The 23,486-nt window shown below is 71.9% G+C and carries 17 protein-coding genes and 1 pseudogene; 6 read left to right on the forward strand and 12 right to left on the reverse strand.

Annotated features, from left to right (window positions below; all coding sequences use genetic code 11):
* Positions 1-42 precede the first annotated feature (42 nt).
* On the forward strand, positions 43-840 hold the full coding sequence (fabG, locus tag AVL59_RS30385) for a 3-oxoacyl-ACP reductase FabG (protein WP_237281733.1): 798 nt from the start codon (positions 43-45) through the stop codon (positions 838-840).
* A gap of 51 nt (positions 841-891) precedes the next feature.
* Here the strand turns inward: fabG and AVL59_RS30390 are convergent, their stop codons facing one another.
* Complete coding sequence (locus AVL59_RS30390; protein ID WP_159400133.1) at positions 892-1,104, reverse strand: hypothetical protein; 213 nt, start codon at positions 1,102-1,104, stop codon at positions 892-894.
* 553 nt (positions 1,105-1,657) lie between these two features.
* Between AVL59_RS30390 and AVL59_RS52695 the strand changes: the two genes are divergently transcribed.
* A complete protein-coding gene (locus tag AVL59_RS52695) occupies positions 1,658-2,233 on the forward strand; it encodes a hypothetical protein (RefSeq protein ID WP_159400134.1) in 576 nt (191 codons plus the stop codon).
* Here the strand turns inward: AVL59_RS52695 and AVL59_RS49570 are convergent.
* From AVL59_RS49570 to AVL59_RS30415, 3 genes and pseudogenes are all read right to left on the reverse strand, one after another.
* A protein-coding gene (locus tag AVL59_RS49570; protein ID WP_237281881.1) for an IS5 family transposase occupies positions 2,223-3,022 on the reverse strand; the annotation gives its coding sequence in 2 pieces (ribosomal slippage) (positions 2,223-2,684 and positions 2,687-3,022; 798 coding nt in all). The genes AVL59_RS52695 and AVL59_RS49570 overlap by 11 nt on opposite strands.
* Positions 3,023-4,243: 1,221 nt before the next feature.
* Complete coding sequence (locus AVL59_RS30410) at positions 4,244-5,740, reverse strand: FUSC family protein (protein ID WP_067310796.1); 1,497 nt, start codon at positions 5,738-5,740, stop codon at positions 4,244-4,246.
* A 199-nt stretch (positions 5,741-5,939) separates the two neighbouring features.
* Positions 5,940-6,803 (reverse strand): annotated as a pseudogene (locus AVL59_RS30415) (FUSC family protein); the annotation flags it as partial.
* A 250-nt stretch (positions 6,804-7,053) separates the two neighbouring features.
* Between AVL59_RS30415 and AVL59_RS30420 the strand changes: the two are divergent.
* The 3 genes from AVL59_RS30420 (at position 7,054) to AVL59_RS30430 (ending at position 9,895) form a co-directional block, all read left to right on the forward strand.
* A complete protein-coding gene (locus AVL59_RS30420; protein ID WP_067310799.1) occupies positions 7,054-7,530 on the forward strand; it encodes an Lrp/AsnC family transcriptional regulator in 477 nt (158 codons plus the stop codon).
* A 19-nt stretch (positions 7,531-7,549) separates the two neighbouring features.
* The gene (locus tag AVL59_RS30425; protein WP_067310801.1) at positions 7,550-8,245 is read left to right on the forward strand and encodes an HAD family hydrolase; all 696 of its coding nucleotides are present in this window, start codon (positions 7,550-7,552) and stop codon (positions 8,243-8,245) included.
* Positions 8,246-8,395: 150 nt separating this feature from the next.
* A complete protein-coding gene (locus AVL59_RS30430; RefSeq protein WP_067310803.1) occupies positions 8,396-9,895 on the forward strand; it encodes an MFS transporter in 1,500 nt (499 codons plus the stop codon).
* Positions 9,896-9,929: 34 nt separating this feature from the next.
* Here AVL59_RS30430 and AVL59_RS30435 read toward each other — a convergent pair whose 3' ends face one another.
* A complete protein-coding gene (locus AVL59_RS30435) occupies positions 9,930-10,700 on the reverse strand; it encodes a LysR family substrate-binding domain-containing protein (RefSeq protein WP_067310806.1) in 771 nt (256 codons plus the stop codon).
* 58 nt (positions 10,701-10,758) lie between these two features.
* Between AVL59_RS30435 and AVL59_RS30440 the strand changes: the two genes are divergently transcribed.
* Positions 10,759-11,160, forward strand: coding sequence for a DUF5997 family protein (locus tag AVL59_RS30440; RefSeq protein ID WP_067310809.1), 402 nt, complete (start codon positions 10,759-10,761; stop codon positions 11,158-11,160).
* A 15-nt stretch (positions 11,161-11,175) separates the two neighbouring features.
* Here the strand turns inward: AVL59_RS30440 and AVL59_RS30445 are convergent, their stop codons facing one another.
* The 7 genes from AVL59_RS30445 to AVL59_RS30475 are packed head-to-tail and all read right to left on the reverse strand — an operon-like array spanning position 11,176 to position 23,473.
* Positions 11,176-12,066: a peptidoglycan-binding protein gene (locus AVL59_RS30445; protein WP_067310812.1), complete on the reverse strand. Its 891-nt coding sequence runs from the start codon at positions 12,064-12,066 to the stop codon at positions 11,176-11,178.
* Positions 12,066-13,625, reverse strand: a complete 1,560-nt coding sequence (locus tag AVL59_RS30450; RefSeq protein WP_067310815.1) for a DUF6519 domain-containing protein — start codon at positions 13,623-13,625, stop codon at positions 12,066-12,068. Before AVL59_RS30450 ends, AVL59_RS30445 begins: the two co-directional genes overlap by 1 nt.
* Before the next feature lie 54 nt (positions 13,626-13,679).
* A complete protein-coding gene (locus AVL59_RS30455; protein ID WP_067310817.1) occupies positions 13,680-15,857 on the reverse strand; it encodes a hypothetical protein in 2,178 nt (725 codons plus the stop codon).
* On the reverse strand, positions 15,857-19,636 hold the full coding sequence (locus AVL59_RS30460) for a putative baseplate assembly protein (protein ID WP_067310820.1): 3,780 nt from the start codon (positions 19,634-19,636) through the stop codon (positions 15,857-15,859). Before AVL59_RS30460 ends, AVL59_RS30455 begins: the two co-directional genes overlap by 1 nt.
* Entirely contained in the window at positions 19,633-22,758 is a 3,126-nt protein-coding gene (locus AVL59_RS30465; protein WP_067310823.1) for a putative baseplate assembly protein, read from the reverse strand. Before AVL59_RS30465 ends, AVL59_RS30460 begins: the two co-directional genes overlap by 4 nt.
* Complete coding sequence (locus tag AVL59_RS30470; protein WP_067310826.1) at positions 22,755-23,141, reverse strand: GPW/gp25 family protein; 387 nt, start codon at positions 23,139-23,141, stop codon at positions 22,755-22,757. The genes AVL59_RS30465 and AVL59_RS30470 overlap by 4 nt, the downstream gene beginning before the upstream one ends.
* Positions 23,138-23,473, reverse strand: coding sequence for a hypothetical protein (locus AVL59_RS30475; RefSeq protein ID WP_067310829.1), 336 nt, complete (start codon positions 23,471-23,473; stop codon positions 23,138-23,140). The genes AVL59_RS30470 and AVL59_RS30475 overlap by 4 nt, the downstream gene beginning before the upstream one ends.
* Between the last annotated feature and the right edge of the window lie 13 nt (positions 23,474-23,486).

Here is a 23,486-nt window from a genome sequence, read left to right on the forward strand (position 1 = left end):
GCTTTGCTGAGATGCCACAGTGAAGCCACCTGGGGAGAGACCTTGTCCAACGACATCGCCGGGCCCGAATCGCACGCCGCACACGGCACGAAGGGCGACCAGGAAAGTCCGCGCCGCGTCCTCGTCACGGGGGCGGCGCGCGGGATCGGCCGGAGCATCGCCCTGAAGCTCGCCGCGGAGGGATATGACGTCATCGGCTGCTACCGGTCCGAGAGCAAAGAAGCGCGGGCGACCCAAGAGGAGGTCGAAAACCTGGGCGTCCACGCGCTGTTCACCGAGTGCGACGTACGCGACCGCGACGCTGTCGAGGAGATGGTGGCTCACGCCGAGAACGAGCTGGGTCCCATCACAGCCCTGGTGAACAACGCGGGAATCACCAGGAACGGCCCCATGCCCCTGCTGGCCGGTCAGTCGTGGGATGACGTCATCGACACCAACCTCACCGGCATGTGGAACGTGTGCCAGACAGTCCTGTACCGCTTTCTGCGACGCAAGTCCGGCACCTGCGTGAACATCTCCTCCATCGTGGCGCTGAGCGGCTTCGTGACGATGAGCAACTACGCCGCCAGCAAGGCGGGCATCATCGGCATGAGCAAGTCGCTCGCACGGGAGGTCGCGGGCCACGGCGTCCGGGTCAACGTGGTGGCTCCGGGGATCACGGAGACACAGATGATGGAAGATATCCCGGTACCGATGCGGGAAAAGATGCTGGAACGCATCCCGCTCAAGCGGTTCGGACGCCCCGAGGACGTGGCGGAACTGGTCTCCTACCTCGTCTCGGACCGGGCGGCGTACATCACCGGCCAGGTAATCCGGGTAGACGGCGGCGCCGCCCTGTGACGTACGCGTGGACGCCGTTCCGTGGCAAACACGGCGGCCCCCTCTAGACGTTCACGCGGCCACGGTGCAGGCACGGCGCAGGTAGGCGGGCACCCCGCTGATGTCCTGGAGGAAGACGGCCTCGGCAGGTTGCAAGGCCCCGGCCATGCGCTGCCGCTCGGCCGTCATGTGCTGCTGCAGGCGCCGGGCGGCTTGGCGGATGGCACTGGCCGGTTCATCGAGGCCGACGCGCTCCTCTGCGTAAGCGCGAACGAGCTCGGACATGTGGAACCTTCCCGGAGCCGATGCCTCCACCAAGTGCTGGCACAAGGCGCTGGAGATCTGACGGACAAGGATGCGCACCAGCGTTTCCCGAAGCTCCGGCCGTGTAGCCCGTTCCGCCGCCTCGCCTGCCCGTTGTGCCCGACGTAGAGCGGCAAGAGCCCGCTCGTGAGCGCGTACAGATCGAGGTTCAACGAGCTGTGCAGTCGCTTCCATTCCTGCACCGTAGGGATCGTGCCGGAGCACAGGGCAGGGGCCGCATGGCCCTTGTCGTGGCGCGGAGCACAACGACGCATCTGGGAGCCATTGGGAGCCGAATCGCTCCCCAAGCCTCCGCCAGCCCCCGCCGCATCAACCCAGACCAACAGCCTGACCTGTCCCGCCACTCCAACGGGGGTGAATAGGACAGCGTCCGCGCTCTCAACAGTAAGTTGCGACTCGGATGTCACGGGGCATGCAACCGGCAAACACCGTGCACCTGTGTACGAGGCATGAAGCGGAATCCCATTGCCCCCACAGGTACCCCCAACCCCAACATGAACGAGCGCATCGCCGAGTGGAGCTGGCGAAGGGATCAGCGGCGCTCGTCAGCTGCTTGCGTACCGCGCTGGTCGCCATGCTTGCCGCGATCGGGGCCGGCGTTGCCCTGGTATACACCGCCCGCACGTACCGCCTCACGCGGCGCGGTCAGATCACCGATCGATTCAACAAGGCGCTGGAACGTCTCGGCTCCGAACGCGAGTACGTACGCATCGGTGGCGTCCTCAACCTGGAACAGATCGTTCAGGATGCCCCGGAGCAAGCGGCCCCGGACGCCGCCCGGGTCCTCGTGCATTTCATCCGCAACCGCGCGCCGAAGGCACAACACTCTCGCCGTAAGTGGATGGCTCGCATGCGTGGCGGGGACAACACCTCACTGCCACTCGAACCTGCAGCCGACGTACAGGCTGCGCTGACAGCGCTCACCAGCGATGTTATGCGACTTCACGCCGATCCGCGTGTGGTCGTCCTCGACCTCCACGGACTGCACCTGGCGAGATCGCGCGCATCGATGATCGGACTACACTTCCGGCGTACCTGCGGCCCCAGAAAGGATTCGCTTCCACTTCTAAGAAGTCATCTCATTTGGTGAGTCTGCGGTAGCAGATGAGGGTGCAGGCGATGCTGGTGAAGGCCAGGAAGTGTTCGGCTTTGCGTTCGTAGCGGCGGTGGAGGCGGCGGCATCCGGCGAGCCAGGCCATGGTGCGTTCGATCGTCCAGCGGTGGCGGCCCAGCCGTGTGGAGGGCTCGATGCCTTTGCGGGCGATGCGATGTCGGATGCCGCGGCTGCGTAACCATCGGCGCAGGTGGTTGTAGTCGTAGCCTTTGTCGCCGTGGAGTTTGGCGGGCCGTCGTCGGCGCGGTCCGCGCCGGGAGCGAATGGGTGGGATGCCTCGCACGAGCGGTTCGAGGGCCTGGCTGTCGTGCAGGTTGGCACCGGATATCCCGACGGACAGGGGCAGCCCGGTACGCTCGGTGATCAAGTGGATCTTTGAACCGTACTTGCCGCGATCCACCGGATTCGGACCTGTCAGGTCCCCTTTTTCAGGGCTCGCATGTTCACCGAGTCGATCGCGCAGCGAGACCAGTCCAGTTCACCGCGAGAGCCGAGTTCGTCGAGGACCAGGCGATGGAGCTTCGCCCACACCCGGGCCTTCGACCACTCGGCGAAGCGCCGGTGAGCCGTGGGCCCTGAAAGCCCGAACGAGGCGGACGGCAGTTGCTGCCACGTGCAGCCCGACGTGGCCACGAACACGATCGCAGCCAACACCTCCCGGTCGCCGTGCCGGCGCCGGCCACCACCCTGAGGCCGACTCGGCGCCTCCGGAACCACTCGCTGGAACAACTCCCACAGCTCATCCGGCACAAGCCGCTCAACGATCCCCACATCTGGAGCCTATCGAACACCCCAAATGAGATGACCTCTAAAGCGGATGCTACAGGCGAAAATCTCCGCTGAGGCGCTTGCGGAAGGTCAGCGCAGGAGGCTTCGGCACCTCCGCCGGGTCAGGTCAGCCGCTCCGGCTCCCGAGCCCGGCCCAAAAGCGAGCGCCCCAGGGCACATCCAGGGCACATGAGCCTGGGAAACGGCGTTGACCAGTGAGAACTACGGAGAGGAGTTTTCCCAGGTCAGCGCGCATTCCACCGTGAAATCCCAGGTCAGCGCCCTCCCGCCCTCAATCGCTGCACAAGTGACACGACTTCAACCTTCACCGTCTGGTGATAGCCGTGCTGCCCCAGCCCCACGAACGCGCCGCCGACGCTGACCTGACTGGAAGCCCGATCCGCCAGAGAAGGTCAGCCTTCTGGCCCGTTTCCCGGCAGCTACGCGCGTTGGGCAATACAAGGCTCCCGCCTGTCCACGCCCTGCCGAACGAAGTGGCCCCCATGACCCGCACTTCAGACCATCTGACGTCCCATCAAAGCGAGCGTTCGGGTTTGGTCGTTTCTGGGGCGGAGAGGAGTGGGGGAGACTTGGTGAACTGCCATTGATTCGAGGGATCAGGACACTGCCGGCAGGAATGCCGAGCCAGAACAGCGAATTGCAGCACGAGGCATTCAGCCCCGAGCGCATCCGTGCCACCTGAAGCGGTACCGCGAGCGTCCGGGACGTCGCCTAGGTGTTCGGCATGTCGAGAGCAAAGGGCTACGGCCTTGTGCGTCGCAGGGAATTCCCCTGCAGTGTGCTGTCGATCGGCCGCACGGCTCGTATCGTCGCCTCCTCACTCCTCCGCGTCATCGAGAGCGGCGAGCCGACAGCCCCGCCGGACCAGACCGGCGGGGCTTCGTCGTGCTGTCAGGTGTCACGCGCGGCACAGGATCCCGAAACTAGACATATATGTCCGCATAGGACTGGATGGACGGCGCTGGACGGCTTCTACGACATGTGCCAGGTGGTACCGAGGTCAGCTCTGACCGCCAGTCAGCTCCGCACTCGCTACAGCCGGACCCTAAGCGGATCAAGCCCATTCAGTACACGCACACCCCTGGAAGACACCGCATGTTCCAGACCTCTGGCCGACTACCCACTCGGCGAATCGCCATCGCGTAGTGGGCGCCGTCACGGAGCCCGAGCCTCGTAACCCTCCTGGGGCGGCGGCCGTCAGGCCGCGACGGAGCCTTGCAACGGGACTGCGAGTGCTTTCAGTGCCTGTTCCAGCCCATGCAGATGGGCCAAGGCCAGTTCGCCACCGGAAGGATGCGGTGCCGCAACCGCCGCATGACCCTCGCTTGGCGTGGCACCGGGCGTGATGAGTGCCTCCACTGCTGCCTCCACCCGCCAGCACGCTGCCGCAAGCCTCGCGTCGTGGGAAGCATCCGGATCCGCCGCGACCGATGCCAGTCCACGCACCTCCCGGGCACACCGGTCCAGCAGCTCGATCACCTGACGGGCCCGCGCTTTACGCGCCCGCAGCGGAGTGAACGGGTGCACCAGCGGCGCCAGCGACAGCCTCACCCTGCCCAACAGCAGCTCCAGTTCAGCGACATACCGGGCCGGATCCGCAGCCGGAGAGCCGGCCAGGCGGGCCGCAGCCTCAGAAGTGCACGCATGGACACAGTGCAGCGCTCGCTGGATCCACGCGTCAGTGGTGGCGTGCGTAGTCACCGGCAGTACCAACGACACCGCGAGCCCCGCGCCGAGCGCCCCCACCCCCGTCTCCATCACACGCAGAGCAAGCAGCCCCGGATTCAGCACCCCCAACAGGCCATACAACAGCCCGGCCATCACCGTCACCGCCAGCATCATCCACGTATACGACACCGCCGCCGTATAGAAAATGCCGAACACGCAGACCGCGACAAGCGCCGCGGTGGGAGCACCAGCCCCATCCAGCGGCACGGCGATCACCAGGCCAATGGCGATACCGATCACCGTGCCCAAAACCCTGCGAAAGCCCCGCACCAGGGTCTCGCCCCGCGAGGTGGTGTTCACGAAAATCCACCACACCGCACCCACAGCCCAATACCAGCGCTCGTGCGACACCAGCTGCCCCACCAACAGAGCGAAAGCGCCGCCCGCCATTCCCTGCACCGCGTGGCGCGTGGTCACCCGGGCAAAACCCGTACCACCCGGCGCCACCACCACAACAGCAGGCGGCGACAGCCGCCGCTCGTAACACCACAGGCCAAAGCGGACCACTGAGGACGCCAGCAGGGCAAGGGCCACCGCCGCATAAAGCTCCGGCAACTGGCCCGGCACCGCATGCAGGAACTGCGCCGCGAAAAACATCATGAACGCGAAAGTCCCCAGAGCGTGGCCCCGCGGCCCCCACCGGCGGGCATACATCCCCGCGCCGAGGACGGCAACAAAGGCCACGTCCCGTATCCACGCGTATTCGTGCAACACCGCCGCGAGAGCCAGCACCGGAAAACCCGCCGCCGGCAAGAGCACCGTCGTGACCGCCTGCCCCCGCACCGACCCATCGGCCACCGTGAACAAGGCGAGCAGCGCGGCAAGCCCACCAGCGATCGCCGCCGGCAGCGACTGCATCGCCAGATCCGACACCGTCACCGCCAGACCGACACCCAGGACACCCCGCGCAGCACTGCGCAACCGCAGCCGCCCCGGATCCGGCGCGACGAACACCCGCTTCAACACGACATCTCCCTGACACCCGAAACGATCAACCCACGGAACTGACGCACAGTCAGGAAACTCAGCAAAGGGTCAGCATCAGTCCACCCACAGACTGCCGAAGATGCCCACACCCGCACATCAAGCGACGCCAAGTAGGCCGTGCTTGATCTGCGAAAACACGCCCCAGGCCCGCTACCCCCGCGACCCGCCCGGTTGACACTACGCAGAACATCATCCAGGTGTAGGAGACGGCGGCCGTGTAGAAGATGCCGAAGACGGCGACGGCGACCAGGACGGCGGTCGGGACCGGAGCGCCGTCCACGGGCACGGCGACGAGGAAGCCCAGTGCGATGCCGATCACCGTACCGAGGACGCGCCGGAAGCCGCGCACCAGTGTCTCGCCGCGCGAGGCGGTGTTGACGAACACCCACCAGGTGGCGCCCACGGCCCAGTACCAGCGCTGCCCGGACACCAGCTGGCCCACGACCAGCGCGAATCCGGTGCCCGCGACCGCCTGGACCGCCTGCCGGGTGGTCACGCGGGCGAGCCCGGCGCCGGCGGGCGGCGCGGGTACGGCGACCGGGGGCAGCCGGCGCTCGTAGCACCACAGGCCGAAGCGCACCGCGGCGGCGCTGAGCACGGACAGCAGGACGGCCGTGTACAGCTCGGGCAGCTGTCCGGGGGTGGCGTGCAGGAACTGGGCGACGAAGAAGGTCATGAAGGCGAACACGCCGAGGCTGTGTCCGCGCGGGCCCCAGCGGCGGGCGTACACGCCGGCGCCGACCACGGCGAGGAAGGCCAGGTCCCGGGCCACCGGGTGGTCGTGCAACTCGGCGGCCACGGCGAGCACGGGCACGCCGACGGCGGGCAGCAGCGCGGTGGTCACCGCCTGCCCGCGCACGGTGGCGTCGGCGACGGTGAACAGGGCGAGCAGCGCGGCCAGACCGCCGGTGACCGCCCCGGGCAGGGAGTGGCCCGCGAGTCCGCACACCACGGCCGCCAGCCCGATGCCGAGGACGGCCCGTGCGGCGAAGCGCAACCGCGCCCGCCCCGGGTCCGGCGCCGCGAGCACCCTCTTCAGCACTGCTTCCCCTCCCGTGAGAACACCTGAGAACACCTGGAAGACCCACATACAAAAGGCGCCGCGGGGATCCGCAGCGCCATCGACGTGTCCATGAGAGCATCACGAAGGGCGATGGCTCAAGTGTCCGCTGAATCACTGAGCCATTGGCCCATGGATGCTCTCGCTGCCCGGTCCGCCTGACAGCCAACGGCCCAGGTCGGATGGCATGCCCCGGCGCCGCTCGGCTGAGCCATTGGTACAGTCGTAGGTGATGACCGTGGACGAGCTCGACACCCGCATCCTGCGGCTGCTCCTGGAGCAGCCGCGCACCAGCGTGCGCGAGTACGCCCGCATCCTGGGCGTCGCCCGGGGCACGCTGCAGGCCCGTCTGGACCGCATGGAACGCGACGGCGTGATCACCGGCACAGGCCCCTCCCTGTCCCCCGCGGCGCTCGGCCACCCGGTCCTCGCTTTCGTGCACATCGAGGTCACCCAGGGCCACCTGGACGACGTCGGGGACGCGCTGGCGGCTGTGCCGGAGATCGTGGAGGCGTTCTCGATCACCGGCGGCGGGGATCTGCTGGCCCGGGTGGTGGGGCGGGACAACGCCCATCTGGAGGACGTGATCCAGAAGCTGATCAGCCTGCCGGGCGTGGTGCGCACCCGCACCGAGGTGGCCCTGCGTGAGCGCGTGCCGCACCGGCTGCTGCCCCTGGTCGAATCACTCGGACGGGCGGCTCGCCTCTGACCCCTGCATCCTGGACGTCATGAGCACGTTCGGCAGCCTTGCGGTCATCTTCGATCTCGACGGAACGCTGGTGGACAGCGAGCCGAACTACTACGAAGCGAGCCGGCAGACCCTCGCCGAGCACGGCGTCCCGGACTTCGGCTGGGCGGAGCACGAGAGCTACGTCGGGGTCAGCACCCCGGAGTCGGTCGCGCTCTGGCGCGAGCGCTACGGCCTGCGCGCCCCGCTGAAGGAGCTTCTGGACGCCACGAACAGGCGCTATCTGGAGCTGGCCCGCGCGCACACGCCCGCCTACCCCGAGATGCGGAAGTTCGTGGAGCTGCTGGCCGCCGAGGGCGTTCCGCTCGCGGTGGCCTCCGGCTCCTGCCCCGAGGCCATCGAGGCCATCCTCGCCGGGACCGGTCTGGACGCCTTCCTGCGCACCATGGTCTCGGCCGACGACGTGACCCACGGCAAGCCGGCCCCCGACGTGTTCCTGGAGGCGGCCCGGCGGCTCGGCGCGCACCGGGCCGACTGTGTGGTCCTGGAGGACGCGGCACCGGGCGCGGCCGCCGCCCACGCGGCCGGGATGCGCTGCATCGCCGTCCCGTACGTGGCCGCCCAGGCGGACTCGCCGGAGTTCGCCACGGCCGACCTGCTCGTGCGGGGCGGCCAGGCGGAGTTCACGGCGCAGTCGGCGTACGCGTGGCTGCGGGATTCGGCCACCTCCGCCTGAGCAACTTCCTTACCCGTCAGCACCGGACAGGAGGAGGGCCGGACGGCGGTGCGTACCGCGCAGCAGGCGTCGTACCAGGACTGACGGCTACGACGCGCGCGGAAGCGCTCCTTCCGCGCGTTGGGGCGGGTGACTGCTTAGCGTGACCCCATGACCACAGTCCAGGCCCGGCCCGCCCCCGACGTGCGGCGGTGGAAGGCGCTCGGGGTCTGTCTGACAGCGGGCTTCATCTCGCTGCTCGACACCTCGATCGTGAACGTGGCACTGCCCTCGATGGAGCACGGACTCGGCGCCTCCGAGGCCGCCCAGTCCTGGGTGGTGTCCGGGTACGCCCTCACCTTCGGTCTCGCGCTCGTGCCGGCGGGACGCCTGGGCGACATGCGCGGGCGGCGCCAGGCCTTCCTGCTCGGGCTCGCCGTGTTCACGGTGGCCTCGGCGGCGTGCGGGCTCGCGCCCACCGCCTCCTGGCTGGTGCTGTTCCGGCTGATCCAGGGCACGGCGGCGGGCATGGTCGCACCGCAGACCTCAGGGCTGATCCAGCAGATGTTCCAGGGCGCGGAGCGGGCCAAGGCCTTCGGCCTGCTCGGCAGCGTCATCGGGGTCTCGACGGCGGTGGGCCCGCTGGCGGGCGGCCTGCTGATCGACTCCGTCGGCACCGACGACGGCTGGCGCTGGGTGTTCTTCGTCAACCTGCCCATCGGGGTGGCCGCCCTCGTCGCGGGGCTGCGGCTGCTGCCCCGTTTCCCGGCCGCCCGGGGAAGGCGGGAGGAGTTCGACCTGTTCGGGGTGCTGCTCCTCGGCTCGGCCGTGCTCGCGCTCATGCTGCCCCTGGTGCAGGAACAGCAGTGGACCGGACGGCTGAAGTGGTCGCTGATGCCGGTGGCCGTGCTGCTGCTGGCCGCCTTCTGGGCGTGGGAGCGGCGTCAGGGGCGGCGCGGGCGGGCGCCGCTGGTCGACCTGGATCTGTTCTCCCTGCGGTCCTTCACGCTCGGCGCCCTGATCAGCCTGACCTACTTCGCGGGCTTCACCACGGTCTTCTTCGTCTACACGCTGTTCCTGCAGAACACGGTCGGCTACAGCGCGCTGGCGGCCGGTGTCTCGGTGCTGCCCTTCGCGGCCGCCTCCGCGGTGGGCGCCGCCATCGGGGGCCGGCTGGTGGTGCGCCACGGCCGCAAGCTCGTCGCCATCGGTCTGAGCGGGGTCGCGGTGGGGCTGCTCGGGGTCGTCGTCGCGGTGGAGCTGGTGCCCGGGCAAGGGGTGGGGTGGGCCACGGCGCTGCCGATGATCGTCGGGGGGATCGGCTCCGGCATCACCGTCTCGCCCAACACGACCCTCACCCTGACCCGCGTCCCGGTGCACCGTGCGGGGGCGGCCGGCGGGGTGCTGCAGACGGGCCAGCGCGTCGGCTCGGCGGCCGGGATCGCCGTGGTCGGCGCGGTGTACTTCGCGCATCAGGCCAACCACGGCCACTCCGTCACGGCGATTCAGCTGGGGCTGCTCACGGCCGTGGGGATCATCATGATCGCGCTGGTGCTGGCGATCGCCGACCTGCGGGAGCGCCAGGTGCGTCCGGAAGCGGAGGCTGCCGGCGGCCCGGTCCTGCGCGGTTCCGAGGAGGGCGGGACGGAGGAGCCGGTCCGGCGGGGCTGACGGGGTCACGTTCGCCGACGCCGTTCCGGAGGGGTCACGACCTGCGGCGCGGCTTCCCCCGCTTGGCCGGCTTGGCGCCTCCCGAGCCCGTGCGGCCCGCGGGCTTTCCGCCCGTCGACTTGGCGGCCGCGGGCTTCTGGCGCGTGCCGCCCCGCTTCTCCGGACGCCGCTTCTCCGCCTCGGCCTCCGGCGCCGTACGGCCCCGCGTGCTGTTGACCGTGCGGCCGCGGACGATGCCGATGAAGTCCTCCACCAGGTCGGTGGTGGCCTCCTCCGGCCAGGACAGGGCGATGCTCGACTGGGGGGCGTCGACGACCGGGCGGTAGGTGAGGTCCCTGCGGTGGTAGAGGCGGGCCAGGGACTGGGGGACGATCAGGAGGCCGACGCCCGCCGCCACGAGCTCGATGGCGTCCGGTGTCGTCGCGGGGCGCTCGAAGGCGGACTCGCCGGGCGGGCTGTCCCAGTCGAAGACGTCGTCCAGGGGATGGAAGAGCACCTCGTCGGCGAGGTCGGCCAGGGTCACCTCGTCCGCCGCCGTGATCAGGTGGTCCTTCGGGACGACGACCACCGTGGTCTCGGTGTAGAGGGGGATCGCGCTGAAGAACGTACGGTCGACGGGCAGCCGTACGAGCCCCGCGTCGGCCTCGCCCGCGCGCAGCATCTCCGGCGCGTCTTCGGCGGGGACCTGGAGGAGGGCGAGCGGGGTGTCGGGCAGACGCTCGTTCCAGATCCGCGCCCACTTGGCGGGCGTCGCTCCGGGGACGTACGCGAGCCGGAACGACGGTGTTTCCTGCGAGCCTGTCACCAGGCCAGGTTACCGGCCGTGGTCGGCCGTCCGGCACATGGCCGATACCCTTGACCTCATGAGTTCGCAGCAGAGCACCCAGACGATGAAGCCCGCGACCGCGGCGAAGAAGCTGGGTGTGTACCTCCCCGCCACCCCCGCCGAGTTCCAGGAGGGTGTGGTCTCGCGCGCCGAGCTGAACGAGCTGCAGGCCGATCCGCCCGAGTGGCTGCGCGAGCTGCGAGAGAACGGCCCGCACCCGCGCCCGGTGGTGGCCGCGAAGCTCGGTGTGTCCATCGCCGGCCTCGCGCGCGGCGGGATCACCGAGCCGCTGACCACCGAGCAGATCGAGGCGCTCAAGCAGGAGCGGCCCGAGTGGCTGGAGAAGGAGCGCGCCACCCAGGCGGAGGTCCGCAAGGAATCCGTGCGGATCAAGAAGCTGCACAAGGAGCGGGAGGAGAAGGGCGCCGAGCGGCACTGACGCCCTTTCGCCCGTTCAGCCGTCCGAGGGCACCTTCAGCTTGTCCCAGCTGGTCCTGCCGGGGATGCCGTCCGCGTCCTTGCCCTTGAAGCCGAGCTTGTGCTGCCAGGCGGCGTAGGACCTGCGGTCGGCCTCGCTCCACTCGGGGCTCGGGCCCTCCTCGTAGTGCCCGCAGCCCTCGGCCACCAGTCGGCGGCCCATGGCGGTGACGACGGGCGACGTCTGCCCGATGTGGAAGAAGCCGCTGCCCGGGAACGGCGCGTACTTCGGCTTGGGCGCGGGCCTCGGGTCCCCCGGGTCCGTGCCGCCGCCCTTCCCCGCCAGCCGGTCGGCTATGCGCTTGCGCATCGCGTCCATGGTGAAGCCGCGCGGGTCCTGCTTGCCGGGCTGCCACTCCTTGTGCCCGATCACGGAGCGCTCCGACCAGCCGTGGTGGCGGCAGATCGCGGCGGAGACCTTCTCGATGGCCTCCTTCTGCGCCTCGGGCCAGGGGTCCTTGCCGTCGCCGAGGTTGATGCACTCGAAGCCGTAGAAGTGCCGGTTGCCGTCGACGTCGGCCTGGTTGTCGTGCGGCAGCTTCGTCTCGTTGATCACCGCGCGCAGCACGTCGCTGTCGCCGAGGCCGGCGTGGTTGGCGCGGCCGTTGCCGACGAGGTGGACGTGGCCCTGCTTGTCGATCACGCCGTGGCACAGGGGGCCGGGCAGGCCGGAGTAGCCGTTGTAGCAGATGTTCACGGAGTTCTCGGTGCCCGAGGTGACGGTGTGGTGGATCATCACGCCGTTCACCGGGCCCCAGGGGCCCTTGGTGTTGCGGTTGTGGTGGCGCCAGTCGCGCACCTCGTGGACGGTGAGGCCTTCGGCGCGCAGGACCTCCAGCAGCTTCTGCCCGCTCATCGGCTGAGCCATCAGTCGTCTCCTTCCACGGCGGCCTCGGCCGCCGCTGTGGTCTGCGAACGGCCGCCGGAGGGATCGGCCTCGGCCGCCTGCTCCTCACGCGCGGCCAGGGCCTCCGCGTCGAGGGCCTGCTGGTCGGCGGGCGGGATGTCCTTGCCCAACGGGCCGAAGGCGTACCGCAGGTCTACGGCGCTGCCCTCGCCCCTGACCAGGGCCAGCGGCGCGAAGTGCCGGTCGATTCCGGCGGGGGCCTCAAGCAGCGGACGACGCGCGGCGTCTGCGGGCCACTCGACGCTGCCGGTGGCGGTGCGGGCGGGGATCAGCCAGTGGTCGCCGGTGCGGTAGGAGCCGCCCTTGGCGAAGTACACCTCGACGCCGTCCTCCAGCCGCAGCCACTCCCCCTCGGTGACGGGGACCGCGCCGCCCTTCAGAGCCGTGGTGCGGCCCTTCTGCCTCGGCCCCTCGTGATGGTCCCAGCGGCGCAGGAAGGGGTGCAGGTGCGGCAGCCGCCCGACGTGCGGGTCCGGGTCGGCGGACAGGCGCACCCGGCGACCGGGCAGGTCGAGTTCCTCGACCCGCAGGAGGGGCAGCGCCTCCAGCCGGGAGGCGTAGGCCGTGTCGGTGAACTCGACGTGGTCGCCGACCTCCAGGTCGAGCTTGGCGTCCAGGCCGAGGGTCACCAACCGCACCCAGGTGCCGTCCGGTTCGTCCACCGGGAAGACCACTGAGCCGTTCTCCCGGGACCACTTGAAGGTGGCGTCCTTCGCCTCGCCGCCCGCGTGGATCTCCACCCGGTACAGCTGGTTCTCGGGGCCCCGGTAGCGGGCGTCGGGCCGGACCAGGCAGGGGTCCTCGTCGGCGTGCTCGGGCCGCTCGCTGCGGGCGGCGAGCCGGGCGGAGGGCGCCGCCTGGGCCTTCGCCCACTTCTCGAAGGCGTCACGCACGGCCTGCGCGGACGGTTCGCTCCCCTCGATGTCCAGTGCGGACAGGGACAGCGGCAGCACCTGCCACACGACCTTGGCGCGCACGGAGGTGTCGGGCAGCGCGGCACCGAGGGCGACCTCGCGCAGCGCCGGGTCCTCGGCCGCCGAGACCGCCCGCTCCCACACCTTCAGGTAGACGACGAAGGGCGACCGGGCGGGCGAGGGCAGCCGGTCGGCGGGGTTCTCCGGGTCGCGGAAGCCGTCGGGCTGGTTCCAGTAGTCCCAGAAGGCGCCGGTCTCGGGAGCCGGCTGCTCCTCGGCGCCCTCGTCGGGTACGGGAATGCCGGGCACCGGACGGTCCGCGTCGCACAGGATGCCGTCGACGTAGTAGCGGCCGCCGTGGATGTACAGGGTGTCGATGTCGAGCTTGCCGCCCACGTACTCGATACGGAAGCCGGGTCCGTCGGGTCCGGCGCCGGGTCCCCCGTGCCGTCCGATCAGGTCGGCGGCGAGCGTGCGGGTCTGATGGAGCTGGATGGCGGCCTGCTCGTTGAGGTCCGCGTCCAGCTGGACGCGGCCCTGCTGGGCGAGGACCGCGGAGTAGTGCCGCTCCGGGCGGAAGGTGGAGCGCGAGAGATCAGCGTGCATGAAGGGGGTCCCCCTGGTTCGGAAGTCTGCGGGTGGTCCGTCGGTCGGCACTGCTCACGTCACGAAGAAGATCCCGGCGTCCGCGCCCGCAGGGGCGTACTCGGCGAGCCGCGCCCGGAGGCCGTCCTCGCGCTGTGGCCGGTACAGGTCGTGGAAGGCGCCGAGTTCGGCCCCGTCGTCCGCGCCGCGCCGGATCTCCTCGGCGCACCGGTCCGCCAACTGGCCGTACCACGGCGTCCCGTAGCGCTCGGAGGCGAACAGCGGCCGTACGCGCCCGGCCTGCTCGGGGCCGACCAGATCCGGCTGGCAGCGGTGGCGGCGCGGGGTGCGCGAGCCGGGCGGGACGTAGCAGTACCGCAGGCAGCCGATGCCGCGCCGGGCCACGTGGAGCCTGCCGGTGAGGATCGAGTTCTCGGCGATCTCCACGGCGTGCGTGTGCACTTCGCCGATGACGGTCGTGCGGTGCAGGTGCAGGACGGCGTGGGCGTGGCGGCAGTCGGGGGCGGAGAGGGCCTCGCGGTCGTCCCCGGTGGCGTCGAGGACGCTGTCGCGCAGATGGATGTCGAGGGGGTCCTCGCTCACTTCGTCGCCGATGACCTCGATGGTGCCGAGGATGCTGTGCTCGATCTGGACACAGGCGGTGGTGCGTTCCAGGACGATGCTGGGCTCCTCGGGCGAGTGCGGCTCGCACCCGGGCTCCAGCGACCAGCCGGGTACGAGCGTCGAGTGCCGGACGACGACGGCTCCCATCGGGCCGGTGACGTTGATGCCGCGTCCGGTGACGAGCAGTCCGTCGAGGACGATCCTCGGCCGCTCGTGCGGGGCGCAGTCGCCGTGCACCGCGCGGATGTTGAGGGCGTCGGGGCGGTTGCTGTACCAGTCCAGCAGCCGGATCACCGGCCGGGTGCCCTCGGCGGCCCGCAGTTCGAGGCGGTCGCCGGGGTCGAGGTCGAAGTCCAGCTGCTCCTGGTGGGCGCCGCTGTGGGTGATCTCGATGATGCCGGTGCTCTCCGGGCTGCCCTCGTCCTGCCAGGCCCGGTAGGCGTCCATGATCCGCTGGTACGGCTGTCCGGGGCCGACCCGGTAGAACTCGGCGTCGGGGCGGGGCTCGCGGTCGGGGCGCTCGTACTCGCCGCCGCCCGTGTCGGCGCCGGACGCGTAGTGGTAGTCGGCCCACACGCCCTGCCGGGGCGCGGAGCGGGAGCCGAACGCGATCCGGCCCAGCTCCGGGTCGACGGCGACCTGCCCGCGCCTGGGCCGGTAGCGCCAGTCGGACAGGTCGGCGACGACGATGTCGGCGGGCGGTACGGGCTGGTCCTCGCCGTCGCGCCGGATGACGAGGCTCTTGCCGGGGCCGTAGTAGTCGGCGAGCCGGTCGTGCAGCAGGCGGCGGGTGATGAACGCGGGGACGTTGTCGACGGCGGCGATGTGTGCGGACGAGGGCTCCGGGGCCGGCTTGGTGACCAGGGGGGTGTCGTTGCCGAGGATCGAGAAGGTGTAGAGGTTGCGGGCTCGGTCGATGCAGTAGGCCGGGGAGGAGGTCAGGGAGTACGGCTTCAGCCGCCAGACGAAGAGGCCCACCCCGGCCGGAGTCCGACCGCCTTGTCTCCTACGGGAGTTGGCGCGTCGCACGTCGACCGTTCGGGCCGTCTCCTCGAAGGGGCCGCCCGCCAGGGCGAGCGCGCCGCCGTCCCGCAGGTCGAGGAGGCGGCCGCGGTCCCCGCGCCGACCGGTGCCGTACAGCTTGACCGGCTGGGTGTGGGCGACGTGCCGGGACAGCTCGACGGCGCGCGCGGGCCAGTCGGCCACCTGCTCGGCCAGCTCCTCCAGGAGGTGGAGGGTGCCCTTGCGGCGCCGGTTGGCGACCGTGGCCGCCACGTCCCGGCGCGGGGCGATCGCCTCGGCGAGCGCGTTCCGGCCGCCGCCGCGCAGACCGGTGGTGAGGACCCTCTCGTAGCCCGGCAGGGTGCGGTAACCGACCAGATCTCCGAGGTACGGCAGCACCCAGGGCGCCGCGGTCTCCACGAACAGGTCCTCGTAGCCCTGCTGGACGCCGTCGCGGACCCGGTCGAGCTGTTCGGCGATCACCGCGAGCAGGGCCCGCAGCGGTTCGCCCTCCTCCGCGTCGCGCAGCAGGTGCCAGCGGGGCAGCAGCTCGGCGAGCCCGTCGGGTTCCCTCGGGGCCACCGCGGCCGGTGTCTCCCACGCGGCATCCGTCGACTCCACGGTCATCACTTGACCTCCGTCAGAATCAGGGTGTCCGCGGCCCGTGCCGACAGCATGGTGAGCTGGGCGGGGCGGATACCGCGGAAGACGAACACCGTCCGGCCGTGGTCCAGGCGCCGGGTGTCGGTGATGTCGGGGTTGAGACGCAGGAGTTCGGCGAGCGGCAGGCCGTAGCGGGCGCAGACGGACGTCAGGGTCTCGCCGTTCGGATCGCGGACCGTGTGGGTCCGCTCCTCGTACGCCGCCGGGTGCGCGGGGACCGACGCCCTCGGCGTGCCGGGGCTCGCGAGCAGGGCGGTCAGCTGCTCCGGGGTGGCGGAGGCGGGTACGCCGGTGAAGACGTCCACGTCCACGTGGTCGACGCCGGGCACGGTGTGCGCGGTGGCGAGGACCTCGGAGAGGCGGGCGGGCTCGGCCGGCTCCCGGCCCTCGTACCCGAGTCGGAGCAGCAGCGCCTGCCGGAGCCTGGGTTCGACGATCTCCCAGGCGTGGTCCGGGGCGAGCTTCACCTTGGCGGAGATCAGCAGCAGAACGAGTTCGCGCGCGTCCACCCGGACCGGCAGGTTCGGGTCGCCGTACTCGGTCAGCGCGGCGCGCAGGGGCCGCAGGTTGTCCTCGGCGAGCGGCACGTCGTCGGTGCCGGCGACCGTCACGTGCAGCACGCGCCGCCGTCCGTCGAAGAGTTCACGGGCCGCCGCGCGGCCGATACCGGCGCGGGAGCGGGCGAAGTCCTCGTAGTCGGCCTCGGAGACCAGCCGGTCCAGGGCGGAGACGGCGAGCGGGATCGTACGCCGGGTGAGTCCGGGCCCGTCCGCGTCCGCGCCGCCCGTCGCCGGGCGGGGGTTGGTGACCGCGGTGACGCCGAGCGGGCGGGTGAGGGGCTGGGTGATCCGGTCGGCCGGGATGTTGGCCGCCTTGCCGGTGCCGAAGCGGTAGCGGGCCCGGACGTTCTCGTGGCCGCTGGGCAGCCGGGCGCCGTGCATGCCGTCGCCGAAGGTCACGGTCGTCCGGCCGTCGGAGGCGGTGCCGGTGATGTACACGCGCTCGGTGGCACCGCGCCCGGCGAGGCTGTCGACCTCGTGCCAGAGCACGCCGTCCACGCGGATCTCCAGGACCGGTGTGGCGCCGAGGGGGTTGTCGGCGGCGAGCCAGGTCAGCGGGGACTGCCAGAGGGCGAAGGTCTGGTTGACGCGGTCGGAGTCGCCGCTGCCGATGGCCTCCTCGCGGCTCTCGCCGTGGGTGGCCTCGACGACGTTGCCGAGGATGCGGACGCTCGCCCGGTGGTAGCGGTGGACCAGGTCGGTGGTGAGCGTGAGCCGGGTGTGGACGTGGTCGCCGGGGAGCTGCGGGTCGACGGCCGGGTCGGCGGCCGCGATGGTGACCACCTCGGTGGTGGTGACACCGACCGTGCCCGGGACGTCGGTGCGCTCGCCGCTGACGATGAGGGTGCGGCCGGGCCGCAACCCGTCGTAGAGCTCGGCGAGTTCGATCTCGTTGCCGTGCACGTCCTCGCCGAGCGGCTCGTCGGCCGGGCGCAGCGGCTCGCCCGCCGCGTGCACGGTGGTGTCGCGGATGTGCGAGAGCAGGACGTCGAACTCGTCCAGCCAGGGGTCCGCCAGGGTGAGTTCGGTGCCCCGGCCGGTGATGCCGTAGTTGGAGTACGCCGCCGTGCGCGCCGCCACGACCTGGGTGGTGACGAGGGCGAGCTTGGCGTCGCCGGGTACGGCCGCGCCCTTGGCGGGTCGCTGGATCGCCACCCAGCTGCCGACGGTGACGCCGTCGTGCACGCTGTCCAGTTGCAGGACACGGCGGTTGAGGGGCGCCGGCTTGCCGGCGATGACGATCTCGACGTCGGGCTCGGTGCTTCCCACCGCGTACCTGACGCTCACCTGGTACTCGCCGTGGGTGAACTGCTTGGTCTCGCCGGGCCGCAGGGAGACTTCCCGGGCCGTGCCGTTGTGGACGGCGACATGCACCGTGCCGTCGTCCTCCGGGCGGGACACGAACAGGCTGCGCTCGGGCAGACCGGAGTGGAGGCGGGCGGTGACGCCGGGTTCCTCGGCGGTTGCCGGACGGCGGGTCAGCCAGCTCAGTTCGCGGTCGTGGGCGGCCCGGGTCGACAGGTCGACCCGGCCCGGTCCCAGGACGAAGGTGACCGGCTGGGCGACGGGCAGGTTCTCGGCGCGCTGGTCGCTGCTGCTGCCCTCGACGTACTGGAACTCCGCCCGGACCGGGACCTTGCCCGCCGGGTCGTGGACCACGCGCATGCTCGCCAGCACCGCGCCGGTCAGCGGCCAGTCGGCGGTGCGGATGACCCGGCCGCGCTCGTCCTGGACCGGCTTGAGCGGGGCGGTGGCGCCGAAGGGGGCCGCGGTGACCCGCATCGCGAGCAGCTCGCGCAGGAGTTGCGGGGTGCCGGGGGCCGCGGCCGTGCGCCAGGCCGGGTACAGGCTGCCGAGACCTGGATCGAGTGCGGAGAGCAGGCGCGCGGTGTCGGTGCCCGGGCGCTGGGCCCGGGTGCCCGGCCGGGGGGCGGGAGCGGCCGAGCGCAGGGCGGGGAGGACCGTGGACAGGGCCTGAAGGGCCGCCTGGCGCGCATCGGGCAGGACGGCGGCCTTCCGGGCGGGGCCGATGTCCACGGGCGGGGCCGGTGCCAGCTCCCGCGCCCGCTCGGCCAGTTCCGCCAGCACCGCCTCCAGCCGCTCGAACCAGGCCGCCACGTCCTCGTACGGCTCGGCCAGCACCTCGGCCTCGCGCAGCCGGGCGACGGGCTCGCCGAGGCGGGCGGCAAGGCTCCCGGGGGTCTTGATGCCGTCCAGGTCGGCGCGCAGCGGGGCGAGCACCTGGTCGTCGAAGTCCTCGATCAGCCGGCTGACCGGGCGCGGGTCGGGGACCTCGGGCGTGGGCGGCTCGTCGCCGGGTTCGCCCGGCGCGGCCGGCGCCGCGGTCCAGCGCCGCACCTCGTCCACCAGCTCCTTGAGCGTGGGCGGGGCCGACTTGGGCAGGGTGAGGGCGGTGACCTCCTCCTCGCGGTCGATCCGGACGCCCGCGACGGGCAGCAGCCTGCGCTCCCCGCCCGCCTGTTCACCGAAGACGAAGAGCAGCTGGTCGCCGGTCCGGAGGGAGTTCGCGGTGCCCTCCACGAACAGTTCGGAGCGGCGGTCGAGGTCCTCGGGGGTGAGCAGGGAAGGACGGCGGCGCCGTACCTTCAGCTCGTTCCAGTCCCAGCGGGCGGTGAGGTCCCGGGCGGTCTCGAACGTCAGCGACGGCTCGTCGGCGGAGGCGGGCACGCTGTGGCTGCGCGCTCCGCGCGGGATCGGCACGGGCAGGGTCTCGGCGCGCGGGTCGCGTTCGAGGGTGTACGCCAGGTGGGTGCCGGCCGCCACTCCGGGGCGCGGCCGGTGTCCGACGAGCCGGCCCAGCAGCACCAGGGAGCGGTGCTCGTCGGCCGTGCGGAGGTAGGCCTCGTCGGCGATCCGCTCGGAGTGGAAGGTGAGCAGGTCGCCGAGGACGGCGGTGGCGTCGAGCAGGCCGATCGCCGGATCGTCGGGGGTGCGTACGGCCAGTCGGGCGAGGGCGGGGTACGCGGGCGAGGCGAGCCGGTCGAGGAGGGCGGCGAGGAAGGAGCCGTACTCGCCGACGCGGTGGTCGAGGGCGGTGCGGCCGAGCGAAGCGAGATGGGGGTACCCCCGGCCGAAGGCTGGGGGAGGGTTGTGGATCGGCGCGGGGGCGAGGCGCTCGTCGTGGCCGCCGCACGCGCCGCCGCAGGTGCAGGCCCGGCTCATCGGGCGCCTCCCAGGGATATCTCCAGCCGGCCCTGTTCGGGCCGGTCCGGGTCGTTGTCGCAGGTGGCGATCTCCAGCGGGCCGAGCGGCAGCACGCCGTCCTCCCTTTCTCCTCGGTCCTGTTCGAACAGCCGCCGCAGCCGGGTGACCTCGACGCTCTCCACGCCCGGAACGGCCGCGGCGACGGCGACCAGCCGGCTGAGCCGGACCGGCTCGCCGAAGGTCAGCGCGTCCGGGTGGAAGAAGCCGAGACGCCCGTCCGGCAGCCGGCCGTTGCCCAGGACGCGGTACAGCTCGGCGAGGATCTGCCCGTGCTGGTGGCCGGGCCGGGCGCAGACGCGCAGCGCGATGTCGAGCGGTACGAGACGGGCGGCGCCCACCACCAGGTCGTGGCCGATGCGCCGGTACGTCTCCAGGGCCTGGGCCACCGAGCCGAGCAGCGCCGCGTCGGGATCCGCGCCGCCGTACGCGTCGATCGCGACGTGTGCCTCCTGGCCGCTGCCGGTCCAGCGGATCTCGGCGGCGGCCCGTTGCACGCCCTGCAGGGCGGAGGCGAGGGCCGCGTAGTCCTCGGCGGTGACCGCGCGCAGCCGGGTGCGGCGCAGGTCGAGCGGGGCCAGCTGGCGTACCTGGTCGACGGGTTCGGGCTCGGTTCCGCCGGTGGCGGGCAGCGGGTTGCGCACGGCGGCGGCCGGTGCCGCGCAGCCCGCCTCGACGACCAGGTGGTTGATGGCCTCCGCGCCGACGTTGCCCGCGGCGCCGCCACCCAGCCGGTAGCGCACCGTCAGACGTGTCCCGGGCGTCGGCCGGGCGCCGTACCGTCCGTCACCGAAGCGCAGGGCGAGACGCCCGTCGTCCTCGGGTTCGCCGACGAAGTGCCGGTCGCGCGAGGTGCTGTCGAGCAGGTCGCGGCGCGGCTCCCAGACCAGGTCGGCCTCGTGCGGGAGTACGGCGGGCAGGGCGCGGCGCGGGTCCTGGGCGAGGGCGGCGGCCGCCGGGCCGCGCAGGGCCGGCTCGTCGGGGTGGAGGCCCGTCGCGTAGGCCGGACCCCAGCTGTGCGCGACCTCCCAGGCGATGTGACCGTCGAGGACGGTGCCCGCGCGGGCCCTGGCGGTGAGGATCTCGATGCGGCGCAGCTTGGCGTCGAGCAACTGGTCGCTCCGGTGCAGGAGTTCACGCAGGGCGCGGACCGGGTGGCGGCGCAGTTGCAGCCGTTCCAGCGCCTTCAGGCCGTAGATCACGGCGAGTTCGGCGATCTCCTCCTCGCCGAGGCCGTCGCGGTCGCGGGCGCTGCGCCACAGTTCGACGAGCCGCTGCCGGGCCCGTCCGGGGATGGCGGCGAGGCGCTCGGCCTGCCCGGCGGCGACCGTGCCCGGGTCGGGGAACGGCACGGCCCGGGTGACCGGCGCCCGGCCGAGTACAGGACGGAAGCGGGGCAGGATGCCCGGGTAGACGGACTGCGCGAGCAGGGTGCGCAGGGCGGCGGCCTGGGCGTACGCGGTGCCGGGCACCACGTTCCCCCAGCCTCCGGCCGGGGGGACCCCCACGTGCCGCTGACCGGCGATTTCCAGCCCGAGCCCGGCGCGTACGGTGGCCCGCTCCCCCACCACGTCGAAGAGCTCGCGGACGTCGTCGGGGGTGAGCGCCTCGCCGCTCTCCGCGCGGTCCGTCAGGGAGTTGATGAGCCGGGCGGGCGCGTTGCCCTCCGTACGGTCGTAGCAGCCGGGGTCCGGCGGGTCGCAGGGTGCGACGACAGCCGGTACCGGCGGCACGGTCACCGTCTCCGCCGAGCCGGAGCGCCCGTGGTCCACCAGGACGGCGTTGCCGCGGGCGAGGGTGACGTCCTCCACGGGCAGGCAGTAGCGGCCGCCCCGCGTGGTGAGGCGGAACGGGACGCGCAGGGCGTCCTCGGCGGCCCACGTGACCTCCAGGACCGGCTGGTCCTCGATGCGGTCCAGGCCCGGGGTGACGGAGGTCAGCCGGACGGCCTGGCGATGGGCGGGGTCGGCGTCGCCCGGGGTGCCGGTGCGCGGACCCTTGATCTCCTCCAGGACCAGGACGTCGCCCGGCCTCAGGTCCAGACGGCGCTCCCCGCAGGTCTCGGGGTCCGCCCACTCGTCGCGCAGGGTGGCCGCGGTGGCTCCCCGGGGCAGGGCGCACACCTCGCCGTCCCAGGTCCACAGCCGGATCGCGTTGTGCGCGACCCGCAGCCGGAGCGGCTCGGCGGCGACGACGGGTTCGAAGACTTCGACGGAGCCGCGTTCGTCCAGGTCACCGAGGTCGTTCTCGTCGATGACGGTGCCGGGTCCGGGGCGGTCGTGCGGGTCGAGTGTGCGTACGTCGACGCAGGCGAAGCGGTAGGTGCCGGGCGCGAGGGTGTGGTCGGCGGCGGTCTCGACCGTCACGTACGCGCGGGCGTTGCAGCCGTCGTGCATCGCGTAGTCGATGAGCCGTACGTGCCGGCGTACCGAGACCCGCCGGCGGGCGGTGTCGAGGTAGGCCTCGGTGGCGACCGCGTCCTGCTGGTAGCTGATCTGGTCGCCGGTGTACGCGAGCAGTTCCACGAGGGTCGTGCCGAGGTCGGCGGGGTTGCGCTCCACCCAGTCGGGGGTGGTCAGCGCCAGCCGGTCGAGGAGCAGCTTGCGGAGGGTGTCGTAGTCGCGGGCCGTGTAGTCCAGGACGGGCGTGGGCGGCGGGACCGGGGGCTCCCCGGCCTCGTCCGTGCAGTCGAACGGGGTCGGGCAGTCGGGCCGGAACGTGAACTCCGCGCTGTGGTAGCGCTGGTCGAAGCCGCGGAACGGGTCGGTGCCGGGGCGGCCGTACGGGTCGGCCTCCACCAGCGAGAGCCGGTAGCGGGAGGTGTCGCCGGCCCGGTCGAGGGTGACGTAGAGCCGGTCGTCCAGCTCCGGGTCCTCCTCGCGTTCGACGCCGACGTCGACTGCGGTGATGCCGGTGATGCGCCGGCCGCCGTCGACGCGGACGTTCTCGGGGCCCAGGCCGTGCGGGGCCTTGCCGAGGAAGGTGACGGTGAGCAGCAGCCCGTCGTCGCTCACCTCGACGGAGTCGACCCCATTGAGCCGGGCGGCGCGTACCTTGGCCCGCCGGGTGGTGCCCGCGCTCATGCGGCCCTCCCCTCGAAGACGTCCTCGCGGACGGCGCCGGTGGCACGCACGACGTACGACAGATGGACGCGTACGGCGTCGTCGCCGCTCTCGATGTCGAGGGACACGACCTCGACCAGGTCACCGAGCCAGCGCTGCAGCGCCGCCTGGACGGACAGTTCGAGGGTGCTGACCAGCTCGGGCGTGTTCGGCGCGAAGACCAGGTCGAGCAGTCCGCAGCCGAAGTCGGGGCGCATCACGCGCTCGCCGGGGCTGGTGAACAGCAGCTGCTCGATCAGGTCGTGGACGTGCTCGGCGGGGCGGGCGTGCGCGGTGCGGCCGCGGCGGTCGGCGCGGAAGGGGAACGCGATGTCGGTGCGGGCGCGTTGACTCGTTGGCCTCATCGGACGGTGACCTTTCGCTGCGCGGCCTGGACGACGGGAGGTCCCTGCGGGACGAGGGCCGCGCTGAAGCACTGGGCTGCCGAGGTGTCGAGCAGCACGGGCGACCCGTCGGCCGTGACGCCGGTGGTGTCGGCACTCCAGCGGACCGACAGGCACGGCGAGGGCACGCCGTCGACGGTGTGCGGGCAGCCGGCGACGACGTACGTGTGGGCGGTCGTGGTCACAGCGGCGCCGGCGATCCTGAGGCCGCCGGAGGGCGTGGTGGCGGGCGTGACGCGGCCGCCGTGCGGGCAGCCGATGACGGCGCCCGCGTCTAGCAGACTCCCGGACAACTTCTCTCCCCCG

It is taken from the genome of Streptomyces griseochromogenes (assembly GCF_001542625.1).
Taxonomy (GTDB): Bacteria; Actinomycetota; Actinomycetes; order Streptomycetales; family Streptomycetaceae; genus Streptomyces; species Streptomyces griseochromogenes.